This window comes from Thalassobaculum sp. (genome assembly GCF_040219615.1).
Classification (GTDB): domain Bacteria; phylum Pseudomonadota; class Alphaproteobacteria; order Thalassobaculales; family Thalassobaculaceae; genus Thalassobaculum_A.
In genome coordinates, this window is record NZ_JAVJSE010000002.1 from 51,358 (window position 1) to 72,588 (window position 21,231).

Genomic DNA, 21,231 nt, shown 5'->3' on the forward strand with positions numbered 1-21,231 from the left:
GTCAGCGCCCCATCTCGTCGACCCGGTCCGCGACCAGCGTGTCGATGGTGTCGCGGATCGTCGACGGCGAACGGCCGAGGCGGAGCAGGATGATGCCGTCCAGCAGCACGTTCATCAGCGCCACCCGGTGGATGGTGCGCTGCTCCAGCCGGATCGCGATCGGCCGGAACACCAGGTTCGCCAGGCCGACGCCGTAGACCGTGGTGATCAGCGCGATCGACAGGCCGCGGCCGATGACGTCCAGGTCGCCGGACCCGAGCACCGACAGCATGTTGACCAGCCCGACCAGGGTGCCGAGCATGCCGAGCGCCGGCGCGAAATTCGCCAGGGTGCGCAGCAGCTTGGCCTGGGCGTTCTCGCGCTCGACCTGCTTCTGGATCCGCCAGTTCAGCACGTGCATCAGTTCCTCGACCGGCACGCCGTCGAGCGCGAGCTGCAGGCCGAGCTTCAGGAACGGCCGCTCGACCTTGGCGACCTCGGCCTCGGCCAGCCGGACGTTGGAGCGCCCGACCAGAGTGGCGACCTTGACGATGACCTCGATCTCATGGCGGATCGTCGGCTCGCGCTCGAACAGCGCACCGAGCGAGGACAGCAGGCTCAGCAGGTGGCGGCCGCGGAATGCGATCAGGGTCGCGGCCATGGTGCCGCCCAGCACGATCAGCAGTCCGATCGGGTTCCAGTACTGGCCGGCGGTGTCGCCGGCGGCCCGGACGATCAGCCATATCAGGCCGCCGACGCCCGCGATCCCGAGTACAGTTGTATTCAACGGCGAGCGCAGTGCGGCCAGACGATGCATGAGGCGACCCGAGGCTTGTGCGCGGCGAAGGTCGTTCGAATCCGCTTCGAATGCGTTGATCTAACGCAACGCGGGACGGTCACGCCTTCAGGCGGGCATTGCCGGGGTCGTAGAGCGGCTCGAGGTGCAGGTCGGCCGGATGCTCGTCGCCCGCCACCACCAGCGAATACCGGCCGTCCCGCAGCCAGGCCGGGTCGACCCCGTCCGGATTGCGGACATAGCCGTAGCCGATGTTGCGCCCGACCGTGTAGCCCCAGCCGCCGCTGGTGAGATAGCCGACCGGAACGCCATCGCGCAGGATGGTCTCGCGCCCGACCAGCACCGCCGCCGGGTCGGCGACCGACAGCCCGGCCAGCAGCTTCTTCAGCGGCGCGGCGGCGACCGCGGCGGCCGCCTCGCGTCCCAGGAAGCCGATGCCGGACTTCAGCTTCACCGCCCAGCCGAGCCCGGCCTCGAACGGGCTGTCGGTCGGGGTGATGTCGGCGCCCCAGGCGCGGTAGCCCTTCTCCAGGCGCAGCGACTCGATGGCGCGGTAGCCGGCCGGGCGGATGCCGAACCGCTCCCCGGCGTCCATCAGCGCGTCGAACACCGGCCCCGCGGCGTCGACCGGCATGTGCAGTTCCCAGCCGAGCTCGCCGACATAGCTGACCCGGAGCGCCCGGACCGCCTGCCCGGCGATCGCGACCTCGCGCACCGACCCGAAGGGTGCGGCGGCGTTCGACAGGTCTGCCGGCGAGACGGCGGCCATAAGGTCGCGCGCGAGCGGTCCCATCAGGGTCAGGGTCGCCCAGCCCTCTGTGACGTCCTCGAACGCCGCGTCGGCGCCTTCAAGCTGCTCGCGGATCCAGGCGCCGTCATGGGTTCGGAAGCCGGTGCCGGTGACGATGTAGAAGCGGTCCTCGGCCAGCCGGGCCACCGTCAGGTCGCACTCGATGCCGCCGCGCGGATTCAGCAACTGGGTATACGCGAGGCGCCCGGGCTCGCGCGGCAGCCGGTTGGCGCAGATCCACTCCAGTCGCTCGGCGGCGCCCGGTCCGCGCATCTCGAACTTGGCGAAGGACGACTGGTCGAACAGCGCCACCGCCTCGCGGCAGGCGCGGTGCTCGTCGCCGACCGCGTCGAACCAGTTGGCACGGCCCTGGCTCGACACGTCGCCCGGCTCGGCGCCCTCCGGCGCGAACCAGTTGGGCCGCTCCCAGCCGAGCTTGGAGCCGAACACCGCCCGGCGCTCCTTCAGGCGGCCGTACAGCGGCGAGACCAGCCGCGGCCGGGCGCTGGCGTATTCCTCGTGCGGCCAGGCGATCGTGTAGTGCCTGCCATAGGCCTCGACCGTGCGCGCGCGCACCCAGGAATCGTCGCGGTGCAGGCCGGAGAACCGGCGGATGTCGACCACCCACAGGTCCATCGGCGGCGCGCCGTCTATCACCCAGCTGGCCAGCGCCCAGCCGGCACCGCCGGCCGAGGCGATCCCGAAGGCGTTGAAGCCGCAGCCGACGAAGAAGCCCTTCAGCTCCGGCGCCTCGCCCAGGATGAAGTTGCCGTCGGGCGTGAAGCTCTCGGGCCCGTTGATCATCTGCTTGACGCCGGCGTGCTGCAGCGCCGGCACCCGCTCGATCGCCTGGCACATGTGCGGCTCGAAATGGTCCCAGTCCTCGGCCAGCAGCTGGAACTCGAAGCCGTCGGGGATGCCGTTTTCGGCCCAGGTGATCGGGTTCGGCTCGTAGCCGCCCATCGACAGCCCGCCGACCTCCTCCTTGAAGTAGATCAGCCGGTCGGGGTCGCGCAGGGTCGGCAGGGTCGGGGTCACGCCGGCGATCGGTTCGGTCAGCACGTACTGGTGCTGCACCGGCTGCAGCGGCACCGACACCCCGGCCAGCCGCCCGACCGCCTTGGCCCACATGCCGCCGCAGTTCACCACCTTCTCGCAGGCGATCCGGCCATGGTCGGTCAGCACCGCCGTGATCCGGCCGCCGGCGGTCTCGAAGCCGGTCACCGCCACGCCCTCGACGATGCGGGCGCCGTGCATGCGCGCCCCCTTGGCCAGGCTCTGGGCGATGTCGGACGGGCTGGCCTGACCGTCGGTCGGCAGGAAGGCCGCCCCGACCAGGTCGGAGGCGTCCATCGGCGGCCAGAGATCGCGCGCCTCGGCCGGGGTCAGCAGCTGCATCTCCAGCCCGAAGCTGCGGGCCGTGGTGGCCTGGCGGAGGATCTCGGTCCAGCGGTCGCGGTTGCAGGCCAGCCGCAGGCCGCCGTTCTGCTTCCAGCCGGTGGCGAGACCGGTCTCGGCCTCCAGGGTCGAGTACAGTTCCACCGAATACTTCAGCAGCCGGGTGATCGAGGCCGAGGTCCGCAGTTGCCCGACCAGGCCGGCAGCGTGCCAGGTCGAGCCGTTGGTCAGCCGGCCGCGCTCCAGCAGCAGCACGTCGGCCTTGTGGTCGCGCGCCAGGTGATAGGCGGTCGAGCAGCCGATGATGCCGCCGCCGATGACGACGACCTGGGCCTGGTCGGGAACCGTGGTCACCGCTCGCTCTCCTCGAATGCCGCCAGCGCCGTCTCGAAGCGGGCCAGGTTCTCCGCCGTGTAGGCGGCATAGTCGACGCCGGGCGCGCCCATGTGCAGCTCCGACACCAGGCTCCACAAGGTCTCGCGCAGCAGCGAGGCGACCTTCATCGCCCGGTAGGCGCGCCACAGCGCCGGGTCGGGATCCTGCCCGAAATACGCCGCCAGCAGCGCCCGCTCGTCGGCCTCCGGCATCCCGGCGTTGCCGGCCAGGTTGGCGAGGTCGAACAGCGGCGTGCCGAAGCCGCCGTATTCCCAGTCGACCAGCCATATCCGGGTGCCGTCGTCCAGCAGGTTGGCGGCCAGCAGGTCGTGGTGGCCGAACACCACCGGCATCGCCACCTGGGCCGCCTCCAGCCCTTCCGCGACCGCCAGCAGCCGCGGCAGGTCGCCGGCCATCCGGCTGCCGCCGGCGCGCAGGGTCGCGGCATAGTCGCGGATCACGTGGAACACCCAGAAGAACGGCGCCGGCCCGGCCAGATGCCGGCCGACCTGGTCGTGGCAGCGGCGCAGCAGCGGCAGGATGCGCCGCCACTGCGCGCGGACGTCGGCCTCGCCGTAGGTCCGGGCTTCCAGCAGTTCGAACACCATGACGCCGTCGTCGGCGTGGATCAGCGCCGGCGAGACCCCGGCCGCGTGCGCGGCCCGGCTGACCCTGGCCTCCTGATCGCGGAACACGTGGTGGAACGGCAGGTCGTCGCCCAGCCGGACCATGCACCGGCGGTCGCCGTCGGCGACCTTGAAGTTGGCGTTCGACAGGCCGCCGGGGAGCGGTTCGACGGCGACCGGGCCCGACCACAGCGGCAGCCCCTGGATGATGCCGGCCGGATCGCCCGAATCCCCTTCGGCCTTCACTGAACCCCCGCCAGCACCCGGGCCGACTCGCCGAGCCCGAGGGCGATCGCCCGGTCGAAGGTGGTGTCCGGCACGTGCCAGCGCTCGGGCATGCCGTCGGCCAGCAGCGTCCAGTCGGTGCTCCAGTAGCCTTGCGCCGTCATCGCCATGGTTCCGGCCAGAACGGCGTCCGCCGCATAGGACGACGCGAGGGCGCCGAGCGCCCCGCCGTGGGCCTCGGCGACCTCGGCATGGCTGAGCGCCATCGCCTCGACATTGTCCATCTTCGGCACGACCAGGGCGAGGCCCCGGCGATAGGCATCGTATTCGAGCGTCTCGCGCTGGCCGTCGCCGCGGGCCGACTCGCTGCCCAGCAGATACTGGCCGGTCCCGTCCACCACCGACAGCACCACCAGCAGCCGGGGGCGGTCGGCATCCCAGGGGGCCTGGCCGAGCCGGTCGAGCAGGGCGTGCACGCCCTCCGGCCGGAACTCGACCCGGAGGTGGAAGCTGCGGTCGCGGGTGCCCTGCTCGTCGGCGATCGGGATGCCGGCCTTGCGATCCTCGTACTCGAGGCCGACGACATGCGCCTCGGCCTCGGCCAGCAGGTTCGGCAGTTGCGGATGCGCGGCGATCCGGTCGTCCCCGCAGGTCTTGATCAGCACCTGGGTCAATGCGATCCGGATGCCGCGGGCCCGTTCCTCCGGATTGTCCCGGCCGGTGACGATGGCTTCGCCCCGCATGAGGTCGGAGACCATCTCCGCCCGGGCGGGCGCGACGGCCGCCAGCGCCAGGAACCAGGCCAAGGCCAACCGAGTCATGGGTACACCCCCGTCGATCGAACACCCCAAGGATGCCCGTGTTATGGTGGCGGAAACAAGCATCCACCGGCGACCGGCTCAAACCAGGGCCCGTTTGCGCGAGGACAGCAGGATGCTCGTCTCGGTCGAAGCGATGCCGTCGATCAACCGGACCGCCGCCAGCGTGCGGTCGAAGGCCTCCAGCGTGTCGGTGGCCAACTCGGCGACGATGTCCCAGCGGCCGTTGGTCGAGTGCAGCGCCCGGACCTCGGGAAAGCCATGCAACCGGCGGAACACCGCATCGGTTCCCTTGCCCTCGACCTCGATCATCATGATCGCGCGGACCTGCTCGAAATCGCCCTCGGCGCCGAGCCGCAGGGTGAAGCCCTGGATGATCCCGTCCGCCACCAGACGATCCATGCGATTGCGGACGGTCGCCCGGCTGACCCCCAAGCGACCGGCCAGGCTGGCCACCGGCATGCGCGCGTCGGTCCGCAGTTCGGCGATCAGCCGTCGGTCGGTGTCGTCCATCGCTCACCTGTCATATTGCGACGATAGGGTTATCGAAATGCTCAACTTAGCTGCGCAGTTTGACGCTTTTCTGGCTTTTTGTCGCCACCGGCCGGCGCCACCCTTGCACCGGTCGCCGTCGACCGGCTCGACCCCCGATGGAGGACCGACGTGACCGACCCCGACAGCGTTCCCGCCGTGACCCGTGACCGCCGCCTCGCCCTGCTTGGGGCCCCCGTGGAGAGCGGCGCAAGCCGTCGCGGCTGCGCCATGGGACCGGCCGCCCTGCGCACCGCAGAGATCGTCGAGCGGCTGCAACGCCTCGGATACGCGGTCGACGACCACGGCGACGTCAACCCGATCCCGGTCGCCGGCCTGGAACTGCCCGGCAAGGCCCGCGGTGCCCCGGAGATCGCCGGCTGGGCGCGCAGCCTGGCGACCCGCACCTACGCCCTGATGCAGGACGGGGCGACGCCGATCCTGCTGGGCGGCGACCACAGCCTGGCCATGGGCAGCGTCGCGGGCGTCGCCCGGCATTGCGCCGAAGCCGGCCGCGAGCTGTTCGTGCTGTGGCTGGACGCCCACGCCGACTTCAACACGCCGGCGACCTCGCCGTCGGGCAACATGCACGGCATGCCGGTCGCCTGTTTCTGCGGCGAGGACGGCTTCGACGGACTGTTCGGCGACGACTTCCAGGTCCGGGTCAGCCCGTCCAACGTCGCCATGGTCGGGGTCCGCTCGATCGACGAGGACGAGCGCACCCTGCTGCGCAGGCGTGGCGTCGAGGTGGTCGACATGCGGGCCATCGACGAATGGGGCGTGGCCGCCCCGATGCGCGAGTTCCTGCGCCGGGTGAAGTCCCGCAACGGCCTGATCCACGTCAGCCTGGACGTCGATTTCCTGGACCCCGGGGTCGCCCCGGGCGCCGGCACCGCGGTGCCCGGCGGCGCCACCTATCGCGAGGCCCACCTCATCATGGAGCTGCTGTACGACAGCGGCCGGGTCGCCTCCGCCGACATCGTCGAACTGAACCCGTTCCTGGACGACCGCGGCCGCAGCGCCGTGGTGCTCGCCGAGATGACCGCCAGCCTGTTCGGCCAGACCATCCTGGCCCGCCCCGCCCGTCCCGTTTCCTAAGCCGAGGAGCCGTGTCATGACCCCGCCAGCGAGCGCCCTTCCCGCCAGCGACTTCATCGAGATGGAGCACCGCCTCGGCGCCCACAACTACAAGCCGCTCGACGTCATCCTGACGCGCGGCGAGGGCGTGTGGCTGTGGGACGTCGACGGCAACCGCTACATGGACTGCCTGTCGGCCTACTCGGCGGTCAACCAGGGGCACTGCCACCCGAAGATCCTGGAGGCGATGGTCCGTCAGGCCGGCAAGCTCACCCTGACGTCGCGGGCGTTCCGCAACGACCAGCTCGCCTATCTCTACGAGGAGCTGGCCGAGCTGACCGGCAGCCACAAGATCCTGCCGATGAACTCCGGCGCCGAGGCCGTCGAATCGGCGGTCAAGGCGGTCCGCAAATGGGGCTACGAGGTCCGCGGCGTGCCCGAGGACCAGGCCGAGATCATCGTGTGCTCGGACAACTTCCACGGCCGCACCATCGCCATCGTCGGGTTCTCGACAGACCCGACCGCGCGCCAGGGATTCGGGCCGTTCGCGCCCGGCTTCAAGGTCGTGCCGTTCGGCGACTACACGGCCCTGGAGGCGGCGATCACCCCGAACACCGTGGCGTTCCTGGTCGAGCCGATCCAGGGCGAGGCCGGCGTGATCATCCCGCCGGAGGGCTACTTCCGGAAGGTCCGCGACCTGTGCACGGCGAAGAACATCACCCTGATCCTCGACGAGATCCAGACCGGGCTGGGCCGCACCGGCAAGCTGCTGGCCGAGGCGCATGAGGGCATCGAGGCCGACGTTACCCTGGTCGGCAAGGCGCTGTCCGGCGGCTTCTACCCGGTATCGGCGGTGCTCTCGAACTCCGAGGTGCTGGGCGTGCTGAAGCCGGGCCAGCACGGCTCGACCTTCGGCGGCAACCCGCTGGCCTGCGCGGTCGCGCGCGCCGCCATCAAGGTGCTGGTGGAGGAGGGCATGATCGAGAACTCCGCCAAACAGGGCGACTACTTCCTCGAGCGCCTGCGCGGCATCCGCGCCAACGCGGTCCGCGAGGTCCGCGGCCGCGGCCTGATGTTGGCGGTCGAGCTGCACCCCGAGGCCGGCGGCGCGCGGCGGTACTGCGAGGCGCTGCGCGGGCGCGGCCTGCTGGCCAAGGACACCCACGACCACACCATCCGGCTGGCGCCGCCGCTGGTGGTCACCCGCGAGCAGGTCGACTGGGCGCTCGAGCAGATCGAGCCGGTGCTGACCGGGCTCGACTGACCGTCAGGACTTGCCGCCGGTCAGGTCTTTCCGTCGGTCAGGGCTTTCCGTCGGTCAGGCCCGTCCCGACCCGGTCGACGATCCCGCCGCCGCAGCCCGGCGTGCGCGGCGGCGCCGCCGCCAGCATGGCGGCGAGGTCGGGGCCGGGGCCGGCCAGGCCGATCCGGAGCTCGACGATCAGCCGCCGGGCCCCGACCCGCCGGCACAGGATCTCGACGCGATCGCCGGCGCCGGCGCCGAACGCCTCGTCGAACCGCTCGCGGATCGCCTTGCCGGTGACCACCCGGCCGATGCCGGCGGCGAACAGGGCCTGGACCGGCGAGCCGTTGAGCGCGGCCAGCAGCCGCAGGGAGTCGCTGAAGTAGCCTTCCGGCGAGGCCCCGTAGCAGCTGCCGTGCTTGATCCATTCGTGGCGGTGCAGGAACGACCGGCTGCCCGGCATCGCCCGATCGAGCGCCTCGCGGGTGGCGGTGGTCAGGCCGATCGCCGGCAACCGGTCCCAACGCCCGGCCTCGTCGCTGGCGCGGTCCCGGGCATCGACGCCGCAATAGGCATTCCCGCGCGGCTCCGGCCACAGCCCGTGCAGGGCGAAATGCTCGGCGTCGAAGCGGTCCGCCGTCTGGGTCGTGCACTCCGGCTTCTCGGGCCGCGTCTCGCAGAACGCCGGCTGCCAGCTGACCGCCAGGACGTAGCGGTCCGCGGCCGCTGCAGACCAAGGCAGGGCCGCGACGGCCAGGAAGGCCATCCCGACAAGCGTCGGCAACCAGCGCCCCGAAGCGATCATGCATCCGTCCTCCCGGTGGGCTTCCGGAAGCGGCCGCGGGTCAGATCGTCACCACCCGCACCCGTTCCGGCCCGAACGCCACCCAGACCCGCGTCCCGTCGCCGGGCGCGCTCTCCAACCCGACCTCGGCGCCGTGCAACTCGGCCAGCACCTTGACCAGATGCAGGCCGAGCCCCGAGCCCTCGGCCTTAGCGAGACCGGGATTGCGCGCGCGCTTGAAGGCCTCCCAGATCTCGCCCTGGTCCTCCGGCGCGATCCCGGTTCCGTTGTCGGCGACCTCGATGACCAGGCCGCCATCCGGTTCGATGCGGACCGCCAGCCTGGCCCAACCGCCGCGCTCGGTGAACTTCAGGGCGTTGGACATCAGGTTGATGACGATCTGCCGGAGGCTCTTCGGATCGCCGTACAGGGCCGGCAGGTTCTCCGGGACATCGACGCCGACCTCGACGCCGCGGCGCTCGGCCTCGTGGACCAGCAGCGAGCGCACGGTCCGGGCCTCGCGGCCGACGTCGATCCAGCTCTCCTCCAGTTCGTAGCCGCCGCTCTCGATCTTCGAGAGGTCGAGAATGTCGTTCACCAGATTCAGCAGATGCTGGCTGCTGTCGTGGATGATCTCGGCATACTCCTGCTCGCGGCTGCGCTCCCGACCGGGTCGGTGCTGCAGCTTGAGGATCTGGGAGAACCCGATGATCGCCGTCAGGGGGGTGCGCAGTTCATGACTGATGCCGGCCAGGAAGCTGCTCTTGGCCCGGGTCGCGTGCTCGGCCCGCTGCAGCGCTGACCTCACCCTGGTGGTGTTCTCGGACAGCTGCTCGTTCGCCACGTGCAGCGCATGGGCCTGGGCGTGAAGGTCGCGATTCGCCCCGACGACGCGGCGCAGGGTCAGGCCGCCGATCGCCGCCAGTGCCAGGCCGATCGCCGCCAGCGGCCACATCAGCCGGTTCAGGATCGCGTCACCCGGCCGTTCCGGGGTCCAGTCGACGAAGCCGATCACATTGCCCCGCACGTCGGCGACCGGGCAGGCGTGCGCCGATGCCGACGCGGCGTCCCGCAGCAACCGGAAATCCGGCAGGTCGAAGCGCTCGGACAGGCGGTCGAACGCCGCCATGTCGAGTTGACGCACGAAGATCAATACCGGCCGGGGATGTGGCCGCAGGTCCTGTTGCGACTTGCGTTCCGGCGTAATGGCCGCGGCCCCGGCCAGCAGCACGAGGTCCCCGACCGCGACGATCCCGGAGTGGCCGACCGGTTCGGCGAGCGGCGCCGCCCTCGCCTGCTCGATGAGCGGCGCGACCGCCTCCACCACCGTCCGGGCGAAGCCTTCCGGCGGCGACGGCCGCCGGCGGTCCGAGGCATAGTAGATCACCTCGTCCCGGGCATCGACGGCGACGGTCGCGGTCGTCCCGAAGGTGTTGAAGACGTACTGGCCGACATTGGCTTCCGCCCAGGCCGGATCCGGCGACACCACCAGGTTCTCGACCGTGGCGCCCCAGAACGCATAGTCCTTGGCCCACAGGGCGATCTCGCGCTGCATGGTCCGCAGGGCGGAATCCGCGAGACGCTGCGACCCGGAAACAACCGTGCGATCGATCTCGTCCGCCGCCAGCCAGACCGTCGTGCCGACCAGCGCGACGGCAGCCAGCATCAGCGCAAGCACCGGGCCGACCAGCCACCACCCCGACACCGGAGCGGGCGGAACGCTCGAAGGCGCGTCGTTGCTCTTCTCCGATGTCACCCGGTGCCCCTGCTGCCGGTCGACCGTAACATCCAGTCTCCCGGGCCGGAAGCGCCGCTCAGCCGGACACCGTATAATCCGCAAGGAACTCCGGCTTGAACGCGAGCCCGTGACCGGGACGTTCGGGCGGGACGTAACGCCCCTGGTCCGGCAGCACCGGGTTCACCCACGCGTCCTCCATCCAGTCGACATACTCGACCCAGTGCGGGTTCGGAACCGCCGCCAGGACCTGGACCATCAGTTCCGGGAACAGATGCGGCGCGATCCGCATGCCCCAGGTATCGGCCAGCACCGCGATCCGCCGCAGTTCGGTCAGCCCGCCCCGCATGACGTCGGGCTGCAGAATCGGGATCTTCGGGTGCTCGAAGAACGGCCGCAGGTCGAAGCGCGTGAAATGGGTTTCGCCACCGACCACTCTGAGATCCAGCGCATCGGCGATCCGCAGATAGCCGGCGAAGTCCTCGCAGACCACCGGCTCCTCCAGCCAGTACACCCCGTGGTCCTGAAAGCGCTTGCCCACGGCGATCGCCTGGTCGGCGCTCCAGCCCATGTTCACGTCGACCAGGATCTCCACGCCGTCACCGAGCGCGTCGCGCATCCGTCGGACATGCTCGACGTCGGTCCGGTCGTCGTACAGATGCCCGGCCTGCATCTTGATCGCCGGGAACCCGCGGGCGGCATAGGCCTGGGCCTTGGCCACCATGCCGTCGCCACCGAGGCCGCGCCAGCACCCGCTGCCGTAGGCCGGCAGGCTGCGGGAGGCACCGCCCCAAAGCCGGAACAGCGGCAGGCCGGCCAGCTTCGCGGTCAGGTCCCAGAGCGCCACGTCGACCGCCGACTGGGCGAACACCGTGACACCCATGCGTCCGACCCAATAGTTGGCCCGCCAGAGATCGCCCCAGATCGCCTCGACCTCGGTGGCGTCCCGGCCGATCAGGTGTGGTCGCACCAGTTCGTCGAGGCATGCGGCGACCGTCGCCGAACCGCCGGCCAGCAGTTGCAGGTAGCCCATGCCGACGGCGCCGCCGGCGGTCTCGACCTCGACCACCAGCAACTCGCGCATCCGGTCGTAGGACGGCGACCAGCGCGGCGGGTCCACCCAGGGTGCGAGAAGCCGGCGGACCCGGAGGTCGGCGATCCGGCGGTCGGACGGGACGGCGGTCATCGACCGCTGATCCTCAGGACACGAAGGAATCGATGAAGGTCGCGATTCCGAAGAAGCCGGTGCCGATGATCAGGAGAACCATGAAGTTGGTCGCGACGATGCTGGACGGCCAGTTGCCGCCGGTGGTCTTGTTGCGCGCCACCACGAACACGATCAGCAGCACACTGACGATCAGCAGACCGCCGCCCTCCAGCAATTCGATCACATTCATCGGGTTCCTCCGTCGCGTGCCGGTTCGGTCCGGCGGTTATGGCTGGTCGCGGCAAAGATAGTCGGTGGACAGGCAGGGGGGAAGCCTCGTGCGTTTCGCCGCCTACCGCCATACCCGGGCCGCTGCTACGGTTCGCCGGCGTGCAGCGCAGGGACGTGCCGAACGGCAGGAGGAAGCATGAATCAGGCGAAGGTGCTGGCCCAGGTGGCACGGAGCTTCGGCGAACGCCCGGCGATGTCGCTCGGCGAGCGGGTGCTCTACGACTACCGGACGTTCGCCGACCGGGTCGCCCGCCTCGCCGGTGGCCTGCGGGCCCTCGGGCTCGCGTCCGGCGACCGGGTCGCCCTGGTCATGAAGAACGGCCCCGAGTATTTCGAGGTCATGTACGGCGCCTGGCACGCCGGCCTGGTGGCGGTTCCGGTGAACGCCAAGCTGCACCCCAAGGAGCACGCCTACATCCTCGATCACTCCGGCTCGCGGGCGTGCGTGGCCAGCCCGGACATCGCTGAGGCACTGGCGACCGTGCGCGACGAGCTTCCCGGTCTCGAGCATACCGTGGTCACCGGAACGGCCGGCTACGATGCGCTGCTGGCGCATGATCCGGTCCCGGTCGCGCCGGTGGCCCCGGACGACCTCGCCTGGCTGTTCTACACCTCGGGGACCACGGGACGACCGAAGGGGGCGATGCTGACCCACCGCAATCTCATGGTCGCGGTGATGAACTATTTCGGCGACGTCGACACCATCCTGCCGACCGACTGCATGATCCACTCGGCGCCGATGAGTCACGGATCCGGCCTGTATGGCCTGCCGCACGTGGCCAAGGCCGCGAACACGGTGATTCCGGAATCCGGCGGCTTCGACGTCGCCGAGACACTGCGGCTGATCGAGCGCTGGCCGGGCTGCTCGTTCTTCTTCGCCCCGACCATGGTCACGCGGCTGATCAACACGCCGCACATCGGGCAGGCCGACCTCGCGAACCTCAAGACCATCGTCTACGGCGGCGCCCCGATGTACCTGGAGGACGTCAAGCGCGCGCTCGACGTGCTGGGCCCGAAGCTGGCGCAGATCTACGGCCAGGGCGAGGCCCCGATGACGATCACCGGCCTGCCGAAGCATATCTATGTCGACCGCGACCATCCGAAGTGGGAGCGCCGCATCGGCTCCACCGGGTTTCCCCGGACCGACGTCGAGGTCCGGGTCGTCGACGAGGACGGCAACGATCTGCCGGACGGCGAAACCGGCGAGGTGATCTGCCGCGGTGACATCGTCATGGCCGGCTACTGGAACAACCCGGAGGCGACCGCCACGTCGATCCGGGACGGCTGGCTTTGGACCGGCGACGTCGGGGCGTTCGACGAGGACGGCTTCCTGTCCCTCAAGGACCGCTCGAAGGACGTCATCATCTCCGGCGGCACCAACATCTATCCGCGCGAGGTCGAGGAGGTCCTGCTGCGCCACCCGGAGGTGCTCGAGTGCGCCGTGGTCGGCCGCCCGCACCAGGACTGGGGCGAGGAGGTCGTGGCTTTCGTCCGGCCGCGCCCGGGCGCCGAGGTCGCCCTCGCGGAGCTCGACCGGCTCTGCCTCGACAACATCGCCCGGTTCAAGCGGCCGAAGGAGTACCGGATGGTCGCCGACCTGCCGAAGAACAACTACGGCAAGATTCTGAAGACCGAACTTCGGCGGCAGCTGGGAGAACCGGCCGGATAGACCGGGATCGGCGGACCGCCGGTTCGTTCGAAGTCCGCGCCGGCCTCACCGGGTTGGCGCGGATGTCTTTCCGGAGCGCCTGGAAATTAATCAATGTTTTTCACACATGCCCTGTAGTTTCCGGGCTATGAGTCTTCACGGCAGGCCTAGAAGCGTGAAGATTGTTGCCGGCCGAAGGCTGGTTGCAAACCTTCCTACGCCCCGTGGCAGGCTGAAGGTGGGGGCAGCATGAGCGGCAAGTTGGCTACCCAGACGGTCGACAGGGCGGCATTCGACGAGCTGTACAAGAAGCACGAGCGGTTCCTGGCGAACCCGCGCAACGGAACCCGGCTGCTGCTCGCCAACACCACCATCGAGAAGGTCCAGACGACCGCCGTCGACCTGCGCAACGCCTGCTTCCTCAACGTCACCTTCCAGGACTGCTCGTTCTGGCGGACCAATTTCGCCGAGGCCGATTTCGAGCTGTCGACCGTGCTGGCGACCAGCCTCGAGGGCTCGAACCTGCGCAAGGCGCGGTTGCGCGGCATCAGGTTGCGCGGGTCGAACCTGAAGCACACAGACCTGACCGACGCCGATGTCGGCCCGGCCACCCTGACCCTGGCCGGCGGAACGCAGTCGGCGGATCTGAGCGAGGTCGATCTGGAGCGCGCCCGGCTGACCAATGCCAACCTGGAGAAGGCCGACCTGCGGTACGCGAACCTGTTCGAGTGCGACCTCCAGGGCGCGGTTCTGCGCGGCGCCAACCTGCGCGGCGCCAACCTGTCCGGCGCCAACCTCGCCGGCGCCGACCTGCGCGGCGCCAACCTCAGCAACTGCCAGCTGCGCAACGCCAAGATCGCCGACTGCAACCTGTCGGAGGCCAAGCTGCACGGCGCCCAGGTGTTCCTCGGACTCGGCAGCTTCGACAAGGACACCCAGCAGAAGCTGCTGAGCCACGTGCAATGGGTGATGAGCGAGGGCCGCAAGGGCCATCGCGCGGCATTCCGGGACGTCGACCTCTCCGGTGCCAACCTTGCCTATGCCGAGCTGACCTGCGCCGACCTCAGGCGCGCGAATCTGAGCTCGGCCGACCTGACCGGCGCCTATCTGGCCGGCGCCGACCTGCAGAGCGCCAACCTGACCGGTGCCAAGATCGCCGATGCCGACCTGCGCGGCGCGATCCTGACCGGGGCTACCCTCGAAGGAGTCGACCTGACGAGCGCGCAGACCGGCGGCCTGATCGTGCGATCGGGCGGCCGAAAGACCACGCTGACCACCCGCATCGACAGCTAGTGGTCGAAATCGGACATATGGTGCCCATGGGATCCCCTGTCCCGGTGTCTCGGCAGGAGAGCGTCCGCCGGCGATGCCGGCCCATCGGCAAGGACGCTCGACGCCCCGAGACGCCGGGACAGGGGACCCTGCGGGCGGCGTGCCGAGCCCACCGGCGGCGTTGCGCGATGCTCGTGATGCCCCGGCATCACCACGCATCGCGCGCCTGGCCGGATGGCCTCGGCACGCCGTCCCATGGTCGCCATATGTCCGATTTCGACCACTAGCTTGCCCCGACGCCGATGCTAGAGTGCATTCGAGTCAAATATGGCCAGGGAACGGGGATATGAGCGACCGGGAAGCGCCGGCAGCGGCGGCAGACATCAAGATCGTGGTCGATCCGGACTGTGCGGAGATCTTCGTCGACGGGGTCATAGGCGCCACCGTGCGCGACGGCATCGTGCGGATGAACCTGGTCAACATGCGCTCCACCCCGGACGGCCAGGGACAGGAGCACGCGGTGGTCGGCCGGCTGATCCTGTCGCGCTCGGCGGTACGCAACCTGCACAACGCCCTCGGGCAGGTCATGGAAGGGTTGTTTCGCCGCGGCGACCGCGGTCCGGCGGCGAAATCGGAGCCGCCCCAGGAATAGCCTCCCGGACGACGACCCTAGCGCGTCGACAAGCTGACGCGCGGCGGGCCCTCGGCGGTCTCGCCCGGCAGTTCGACGGCGATCCGGCCCAGCACCTCGGCGAGCGCATCGTCGACCGCGCGCATCGCGGCCGCCAGCTCGACCGCCGAAGGCTCCGACCGGTCCAGCAGGGCCTCGAGCCCGGCGGCGGCGGCGGCGAGTTCCCGCATCCGGAGGTTGGCCGTCATTCCCTTGACCTGATGCGCCAGCCGACGGGCCTCGACCCAGTCGCCGCCCGCCACCGCCCTTCCGAGCTCCGACACCGTCGGCGGCTGCGAGCGCGCGAACTCGTGCAGAATCCGTCCGGCGACCGCCCCGTTCGGCAGGAGTTCGGCGAGCGCCTGGACCAGCGAGACGGCCGGAACCGCCGGCCCCTGCGCGTCGGGCGCGGCAGCCTTGCGCCCTCGCGCCATACCGCCCCGGCGCTTTCGCCAGCGCGCCAGGACGGAACAAACACCGTTATGGTTCAACGGCTTGCCTAGATGGTCGGACATCCCCGCCGCCAGGCACATCTCGACGTCCGCCTGCATGACATGCGCGGTCATCGCAATGATCGGGAGATCGCGGCAGGCCGGTAGCGCCCTCAGCAGGCGGGTCGCGGTCAACCCGTCCATTTCCGGCATCTGCACGTCCATCAGCACCGCGTCGAAGGCCGCGGCCCCGTCGGCGACGATGCGTTCCACCGCCCGTCGGCCGTTGTTCGCCACCGTCACGACGACGCCGAACTGCCGCAGGACGGCGACGGCGAGATCCTGGTTGATCTCGTTGTCCTCGACCAGCAGCACCCGCATGCCCCGGATCGTGGCCTCGTCGCCGGCAGGGTTGTCCCCGCCGCCCACCGCGTCGCGACGCGGTCCGGCCGAGTGGCCGGCGATGTCGAGCAGGATCCGGAAGTGGAAGACGCTGCCGGCGCCCTCCTTGCTCTCGGCCCAGATCTCTCCACCCATCAGCCCGGTCAGGTGCCGGCAGATCGACAGGCCGAGGCCGGTGCCGCCGAACCGCCGGGTGGTGGAATCGTCGGCCTGGGTGAAGGGCTGGAAGATGCGCGCCAGCTGCTCGCGCGACATGCCGATGCCGGTGTCCGCGACACTGAAGTGAAAGACCGCGCGTCCGGCCTGTGCCGGTTCCCACCGGATCCGCACCGTCACCTCGCCCTGCTCGGTGAACTTGACCGCATTGCTGCAGAGATTTCCCAGAATCTGCGCGACCCGCAGCGGGTCGCCGGTCACATGCGCCGGCACGTCGGGATCGGCGATCAGCCGCAGGGCGATCCGCTTGTCACGGATCTTCGGATCCGCCATGTCGATGACGCCACGGACCGTCTCCATGACGTCGAAGGGGACGTTCTCCAACCGCATGTGCCCGGACTCGATCTTCGAGAAGTCGAGGATGTCGTTCACGATCGCATGCAACTGGTCCGACGACTGCAGGATCCGCTTCAGGTAGTCGGCCTGGTCGCCGGAAACCGGCGTCGCCGCCAGAAGCCGGCCGAAGCCGACGATTCCGTTCAGCGGCGTCCGGATCTCGTGGCTCATGTTGGCGAGGAAGGACGACTTCGCGGCGGTCGCCGCCTCGGCCTGGCGGCGCGCCTCCTCCAGTTCCTTCTGGCGCGCCTTCACCTCGGTGATGTCGGCGCGGAACCGGACGATGCCGCCATCCGCGGTCCGGGTCTCCTGGATCCTGAACCAGCGGCCGTCGACCAGCCGCAGCTCGGACGGCCTGCTCGCATCCTTGTGGCGCGCGACGGCGGCGGCATGGAACAGGTCCTCGCGGCCGACGGCCTCGGCGATCAGGCCGCGATCCATCACCACCCGGGCCAGGTCCGCGAAGGTCTGCCCGACCCGGATCGGCGCGCCGAGCGCCTCGTAGAACGCCGCGTACTCGGAGTTGAACAGCACGATCCGGTCGTCGGGATCGAACAGGCAGAAGCCGTCCTGCAGAGCCTCGATCGCGTCCACCAGCCTTCGCCGGGCCTCGTCGGCCGCCAGTTGGGCGCGCTTGACTGCGGCGATGTCGGTGGTGACGGTCACGGTCGACCCGTCGGACATCCGCTGCTCCTGGAGCAGCAGCCAGACCCCGTTGTCCCGGCGAAGCTCGAACGGCTCGCCGGCCTCGCGATGCCGGCGCAGGCGCTCGGTCACCCACGCCTCGGCGTCGTCTATGTTGCCGAGCGACGCCTCGTGCCGGGCGACCCCGCGGACATGCTCTTCGAACGGCGTTCCGGGCCGCGTCAGGTCGGGGGCGAACCGGTTGATCTCGCGAAAGCGCCGATTGCTGATGACGAGCCGGTCGTCCGGCCCCCACAGCACGAACGGCTCGGCAAGCTGCTCGATCGCCCCACGGAGCATGCCGATCGTCCGTTCCGCCTCGACCTGGACGGTCACGTCCATCGCCACCCCGCGGTAGCCGAGGAACCGTCCGTCGGCGTCGAAATACGGCCGGCCGGAAGTCCGCATCCACTTCTCGCCATCCGGCCCGCGCCGCCGGAACACGAAGCCGTCGAACGGCTCGTGCCGGTCGAGGGTGTCCAGATGCGCCTGCCACTCCTCCGGAGAGACCGCCTCCGGAACCCCGAAGTCCCGGCGCGACTGGCCGTAGTGCCATTCGGGGCTCACCCCGGTGATCGCGAGGACGCTGTCCGACATGTAGGTGAAGCGGTGATCGGCGTCGGTCTGCCACAGCCAGCCGCCGGACGCCTGCGCGAAGTCCTCGAGGACAGGCCGAAAGTCGGCCTCGCTGTCCCCCTGACCGAGCCTTTCCACCATGCGCTTCCTCCTCGCCGGCCCGCCCCCTGCGACGTTGAACGCGCATTGGTTACCGACCGGCGAACGACTCACGCAGGCAGCATCGCCGAATTCGGTTAACGATCGATAAAAGGCGCCGGAACGGCGGACGCTACGCCGCGCGCGGCATCAGGGTCTCGACCAGCCGCGCCCAGAACGAGGCGCCGTGAGGCAGGGCGGCGTCGTTGAAGTCGTAGCCCGGGTTGTGGACCATCACCCCGCCCTGGTCGCCGACCCCGTTGCCGATATTGACGTAGGCACCCGGCCGCTCGTTCAGCATGAAGGCGAAGTCCTCCGACCCCATGACCGGCGCCGGGTCGGTGTCGACGTTGTCGGCCCCGAACAGCTCGCTGGCCACGCCGGCGCACAGCTCGACATGCTCGGCATGGTTCGACAGCGGCGGGTAGCGGCGCTCGTAGCGCACGTCGACCGAGGCATCGAACGCCGCCGCGACGTTGCGGCACAGCCGGCTCATGGTCGCCTCGGTGCGGTCCTGCACCTCGGTGCGGAACGCCCGCACGGTGCCGCGCAGCACCACCTTCTCGGGGATCACGTTCCAGGTGTCGCCGCCATGCACCTGGGTGATCGAGACCACGACGCTGTCCAGCGGGTCGGTGCTGCGGCTGGCGATGGTCTGCAGGGCCTGGACGATGTGCGCCTGCACGACGATCGGGTCGATGGTGGTGTGCGGCCGGGCGGCGTGGCCGCCATAGCCGTGGATGGTGATCTCGAAGATGTCGAAGCCGGCCATCGCTGGGCCGCTTCGCATGCACATCTTGCCGAGCGCCAGGCCCGGCCGGTTGTGCATGCCGTACACGGCGTCGACCGGGAACCGCTCGAACAGCCCCTCCTCGACCATGACCCGGCCGCCGCCCTCGTTCTCCTCGGCCGGCTGGAAGATCAGCACCGCAGTGCCGTCGAAGTTGCGGGTCTCGGCCAGGTATTTGGCCGCCCCCAGCAGCATGGTGGTGTGGCCGTCATGGCCGCAGGCGTGCATCTTGCCCGGCAATGTCGAGGCCCAGGGCTTGCCGGTGGTCTCGGTGATGTCGAGGGCGTCGAAGTCGGCGCGCAGGCCGATGCTGCGGTCCGAGGCGCCCTGCCCCTTGATGGTGGCGACGATGCCGGTCCTGGCGATATTCCGCTCGATCCGGTCGACCCCGATCTCGGCCAGCCGGGCGGCGATGAAGTCGGAGGTCCAGATCTCCTCGAAGGCGGTCTCCGGATGGGCGTGCATCTCGCGGCGCCAGCGGGTCAATTCCTCATGGAACTCGGCGATCCGGTTGATCACGGGCATCGGGGAGGCGCTCCGGGGAGATGGCAGACAGGCGGGGGAGCAGAGCTTAGGCGCAGCGGGCGGCCGCGGGCAACGCCTGTTCGGCCGGCCCGCGAGCCGCCGGGGTCAGCCGGCGCCGTACACCGCGTCGCGCACGGCCTCGCGGATCGGGCCGTTCATCCCGGAAACCGCGGTGTTGGTGAAGGTCGTGACGACCAGCCCGGCGGCCGGGTCGACGAACCAGTTGTGGCCGTAGACGCCGCCCCAGCGCCAGGTTCCGGCCGCCTGCGGGGTAGCCGCCGCCGCCGGGTCGACCAGCACCGCGACCCCCAGGCCGAAGCCCCAGCCGGCGCCGATGCCCTGCTCGGCCATGGTGCCGACCGTGTTGGTGGTGAGCGCCGCCACCGTCTCCGGCCGCAGCACCGGGGCGCCGCCGGTCCGCAGCGCCTCCAGCAGGGCCAGGAAGTCGCCCGGCGTGCCGACCATGCCGGCGCCGCCCGAGGGATAGGCCGCGGCGTCGCCGGCCCGCGACGGCGCGAACCGGATCGCCCCGCCCTCGCCGAACGACACGGCGTGCGGGTCGTCCATCCGCGCCGGACCGCCGGGCGCGTCGGCATAGGCGGTGGCCAGCGCGTCCGGCTCGGCGGCGTGGAAGCCGGTGCCGGTCAGGCCGAGCGGCCCGGTCACCTGGTCGCGTACCACCTCGGCGAGCGGCCGGCCGGTCGCGGCCTGCAGCACCGCGCCCAGCACGTCGGTCGCCAGCGAGTACAGCCAGGCCGAGCCCGGCGCGAAGTTCAGCGGCACCCCGGCCAGCCGGCGCAGGTTCTCCGCCAGGTCGAAGCCGGGCCGGTCGATGCCGTCGGAGATCCCGGCCGCCAGGTACGGCCCGTCGGCCTTCTGGAAGAACCCGTAGCCGAGCCCCGAGGTGTGGCTGAGCAGGTGCCGCAGGGTGATCGTCGCCTCGGCGCCGTCGTGGTGCGGCCGGAAATCCGGCAGCCAGCGGCTGATCGGGGCGTCCAGTTCCAGGATCCCGCGGTCGACCAGCGCCAGCGCCGCCACCGTGACATAGGGCTTGGTCACCGAGGCCAGCCGGAACGGGGTGTCGGCGGTCATCGCCCGGCCGCTCTCGCGGTCGGCATGGCCGGCGGCCCGCCGGTAAGCGATCTTCCCGTCCCGGGCCACGATGACCACCGCGCCGACGATCGAACCGCCGACATAGTCGTCGAGCACGGCATCGAGCCGGGTCGCCAGTGCTGCGTCGGGCTGCTCGGGAAACGCCGGGGCGGTGTGGTCGGGCATCGGATGCTCCTGCTCCTCGTCGGGCAGGCGAATTGACCGACCGGCGGCGGCCGGCGTCAACCACTTCCTGCCGGTCGCCGGGGTACCGGGCTGCGCCCGCACGGGTCGCCGAGCCGGGGGCCACTGGGAATTCTGGGAATTCTGGTGACAGTGCATTCAATTGACGCGCCTCGACTGTTGGAGTGCCTCAGATCTATGAGATGAGTGCACTGTCACCGAAATTACTGTCACCGAAAGGCGCGTTCCAAAAGTAAGTGCAACAGGGCACGCTCCGGTGCGCTGGAACGGGAGCGGTGCGATGGGGAAGAGCTACAGTCACCTGAGCTACGGTGAGCGGCTATCGATCATGGATGGTCTGCGCGATGGCTTGAGCGTGCGGGCAATTGCCCGCGCGCTCAAGCGCGACCCGTCGACGGTGAGCCGGGAGTTGAAGCGGGCCGGCTGCTATCC

At 70.2% G+C, this 21,231-nt stretch carries 18 protein-coding genes; 6 read left to right on the forward strand and 12 right to left on the reverse strand.

Annotation, left to right across the window (positions count from 1 at the left end):
* Window position 1: 1 nt before the first annotated feature.
* The 5 genes from RIC31_RS00590 to RIC31_RS00610 all read right to left on the reverse strand — a co-directional run bounded on the left by RIC31_RS00590 (window position 2) and on the right by RIC31_RS00610 (window position 5,520).
* A complete protein-coding gene (locus RIC31_RS00590; RefSeq protein ID WP_350099972.1) occupies window positions 2–796 on the reverse strand; it encodes a motility protein A in 795 nt (264 codons plus the stop codon).
* Between the two features lie 79 nt (window positions 797–875).
* Window positions 876–3,317 (reverse strand): GcvT family protein, encoded by a 2,442-nt coding sequence (locus tag RIC31_RS00595; protein WP_350099974.1) that lies wholly within the window; start codon window positions 3,315–3,317, stop codon window positions 876–878.
* Entirely contained in the window at window positions 3,314–4,210 is an 897-nt protein-coding gene (locus RIC31_RS00600) for a phosphotransferase (protein WP_350099976.1), read from the reverse strand. The genes RIC31_RS00595 and RIC31_RS00600 overlap by 4 nt, the downstream gene beginning before the upstream one ends.
* Entirely contained in the window at window positions 4,207–5,010 is an 804-nt protein-coding gene (locus RIC31_RS00605; protein WP_350099978.1) for a DUF2066 domain-containing protein, read from the reverse strand. The genes RIC31_RS00600 and RIC31_RS00605 overlap by 4 nt, the downstream gene beginning before the upstream one ends.
* A gap of 78 nt (window positions 5,011–5,088) precedes the next feature.
* The gene (locus RIC31_RS00610) at window positions 5,089–5,520 is read right to left on the reverse strand and encodes an Lrp/AsnC family transcriptional regulator (protein ID WP_350099980.1); all 432 of its coding nucleotides are present in this window, start codon (window positions 5,518–5,520) and stop codon (window positions 5,089–5,091) included.
* A gap of 150 nt (window positions 5,521–5,670) precedes the next feature.
* On the opposite strand from RIC31_RS00610, the gene rocF reads away from it, so the two are divergent.
* Window positions 5,671–6,636, forward strand: coding sequence for an arginase (gene rocF, locus RIC31_RS00615; protein ID WP_350099982.1), 966 nt, complete (start codon window positions 5,671–5,673; stop codon window positions 6,634–6,636).
* A 16-nt stretch (window positions 6,637–6,652) separates the two neighbouring features.
* Window positions 6,653–7,879, forward strand: a complete 1,227-nt coding sequence (gene rocD / locus RIC31_RS00620) for an ornithine--oxo-acid transaminase (RefSeq protein ID WP_350099984.1) — start codon at window positions 6,653–6,655, stop codon at window positions 7,877–7,879.
* Between the two features lie 37 nt (window positions 7,880–7,916).
* Here rocD and RIC31_RS00625 read toward each other — a convergent pair whose 3' ends face one another.
* The 4 genes from RIC31_RS00625 to RIC31_RS00640 are packed head-to-tail and all read right to left on the reverse strand — an operon-like array spanning window position 7,917 to window position 11,774.
* Entirely contained in the window at window positions 7,917–8,663 is a 747-nt protein-coding gene (locus tag RIC31_RS00625) for a ribonuclease T2 family protein (protein ID WP_350099986.1), read from the reverse strand.
* A 40-nt stretch (window positions 8,664–8,703) separates the two neighbouring features.
* Window positions 8,704–10,398, reverse strand: coding sequence for a sensor histidine kinase (locus RIC31_RS00630; RefSeq protein WP_350099988.1), 1,695 nt, complete (start codon window positions 10,396–10,398; stop codon window positions 8,704–8,706).
* A 58-nt stretch (window positions 10,399–10,456) separates the two neighbouring features.
* Window positions 10,457–11,563 (reverse strand): mandelate racemase/muconate lactonizing enzyme family protein, encoded by a 1,107-nt coding sequence (locus RIC31_RS00635; RefSeq protein WP_350099990.1) that lies wholly within the window; start codon window positions 11,561–11,563, stop codon window positions 10,457–10,459.
* Between the two features lie 13 nt (window positions 11,564–11,576).
* Window positions 11,577–11,774: a hypothetical protein gene (locus RIC31_RS00640; protein WP_350099992.1), complete on the reverse strand. Its 198-nt coding sequence runs from the start codon at window positions 11,772–11,774 to the stop codon at window positions 11,577–11,579.
* A 177-nt stretch (window positions 11,775–11,951) separates the two neighbouring features.
* Here RIC31_RS00640 and RIC31_RS00645 point away from each other — a divergent pair, with 177 nt between their 5' ends.
* The 3 genes from RIC31_RS00645 (at window position 11,952) to RIC31_RS00655 (ending at window position 15,387) form a co-directional block, all read left to right on the forward strand.
* Window positions 11,952–13,484, forward strand: coding sequence for an acyl-CoA synthetase (locus tag RIC31_RS00645; protein ID WP_350099994.1), 1,533 nt, complete (start codon window positions 11,952–11,954; stop codon window positions 13,482–13,484).
* Window positions 13,485–13,712: 228 nt separating this feature from the next.
* On the forward strand, window positions 13,713–14,756 hold the full coding sequence (locus RIC31_RS00650; protein WP_350099996.1) for a pentapeptide repeat-containing protein: 1,044 nt from the start codon (window positions 13,713–13,715) through the stop codon (window positions 14,754–14,756).
* A 325-nt stretch (window positions 14,757–15,081) separates the two neighbouring features.
* Window positions 15,082–15,387 carry a hypothetical protein gene (locus RIC31_RS00655; RefSeq protein ID WP_350099998.1) on the forward strand — a complete coding sequence of 102 codons (306 nt, stop codon included), beginning with the start codon at window positions 15,082–15,084 and terminating at the stop codon, window positions 15,385–15,387.
* A gap of 17 nt (window positions 15,388–15,404) precedes the next feature.
* On the opposite strand, the gene RIC31_RS00660 is transcribed toward RIC31_RS00655, so the two are convergent.
* From RIC31_RS00660 to RIC31_RS00670, 3 genes are all read right to left on the reverse strand, one after another.
* Window positions 15,405–18,191 (reverse strand): PAS-domain containing protein, encoded by a 2,787-nt coding sequence (locus RIC31_RS00660; protein ID WP_350100000.1) that lies wholly within the window; start codon window positions 18,189–18,191, stop codon window positions 15,405–15,407.
* Window positions 18,192–18,321: 130 nt separating this feature from the next.
* Window positions 18,322–19,503, reverse strand: coding sequence for a M20 aminoacylase family protein (locus RIC31_RS00665; RefSeq protein WP_350100002.1), 1,182 nt, complete (start codon window positions 19,501–19,503; stop codon window positions 18,322–18,324).
* A gap of 105 nt (window positions 19,504–19,608) precedes the next feature.
* On the reverse strand, window positions 19,609–20,781 hold the full coding sequence (locus RIC31_RS00670) for a serine hydrolase domain-containing protein (RefSeq protein ID WP_350100004.1): 1,173 nt from the start codon (window positions 20,779–20,781) through the stop codon (window positions 19,609–19,611).
* Between the two features lie 298 nt (window positions 20,782–21,079).
* Here RIC31_RS00670 and RIC31_RS00675 point away from each other — a divergent pair.
* Window positions 21,080–21,231, forward strand: a 152-nt coding sequence (locus RIC31_RS00675) for a helix-turn-helix domain-containing protein (protein ID WP_350100011.1), incomplete at its 3' end; no start/stop codon positions are given.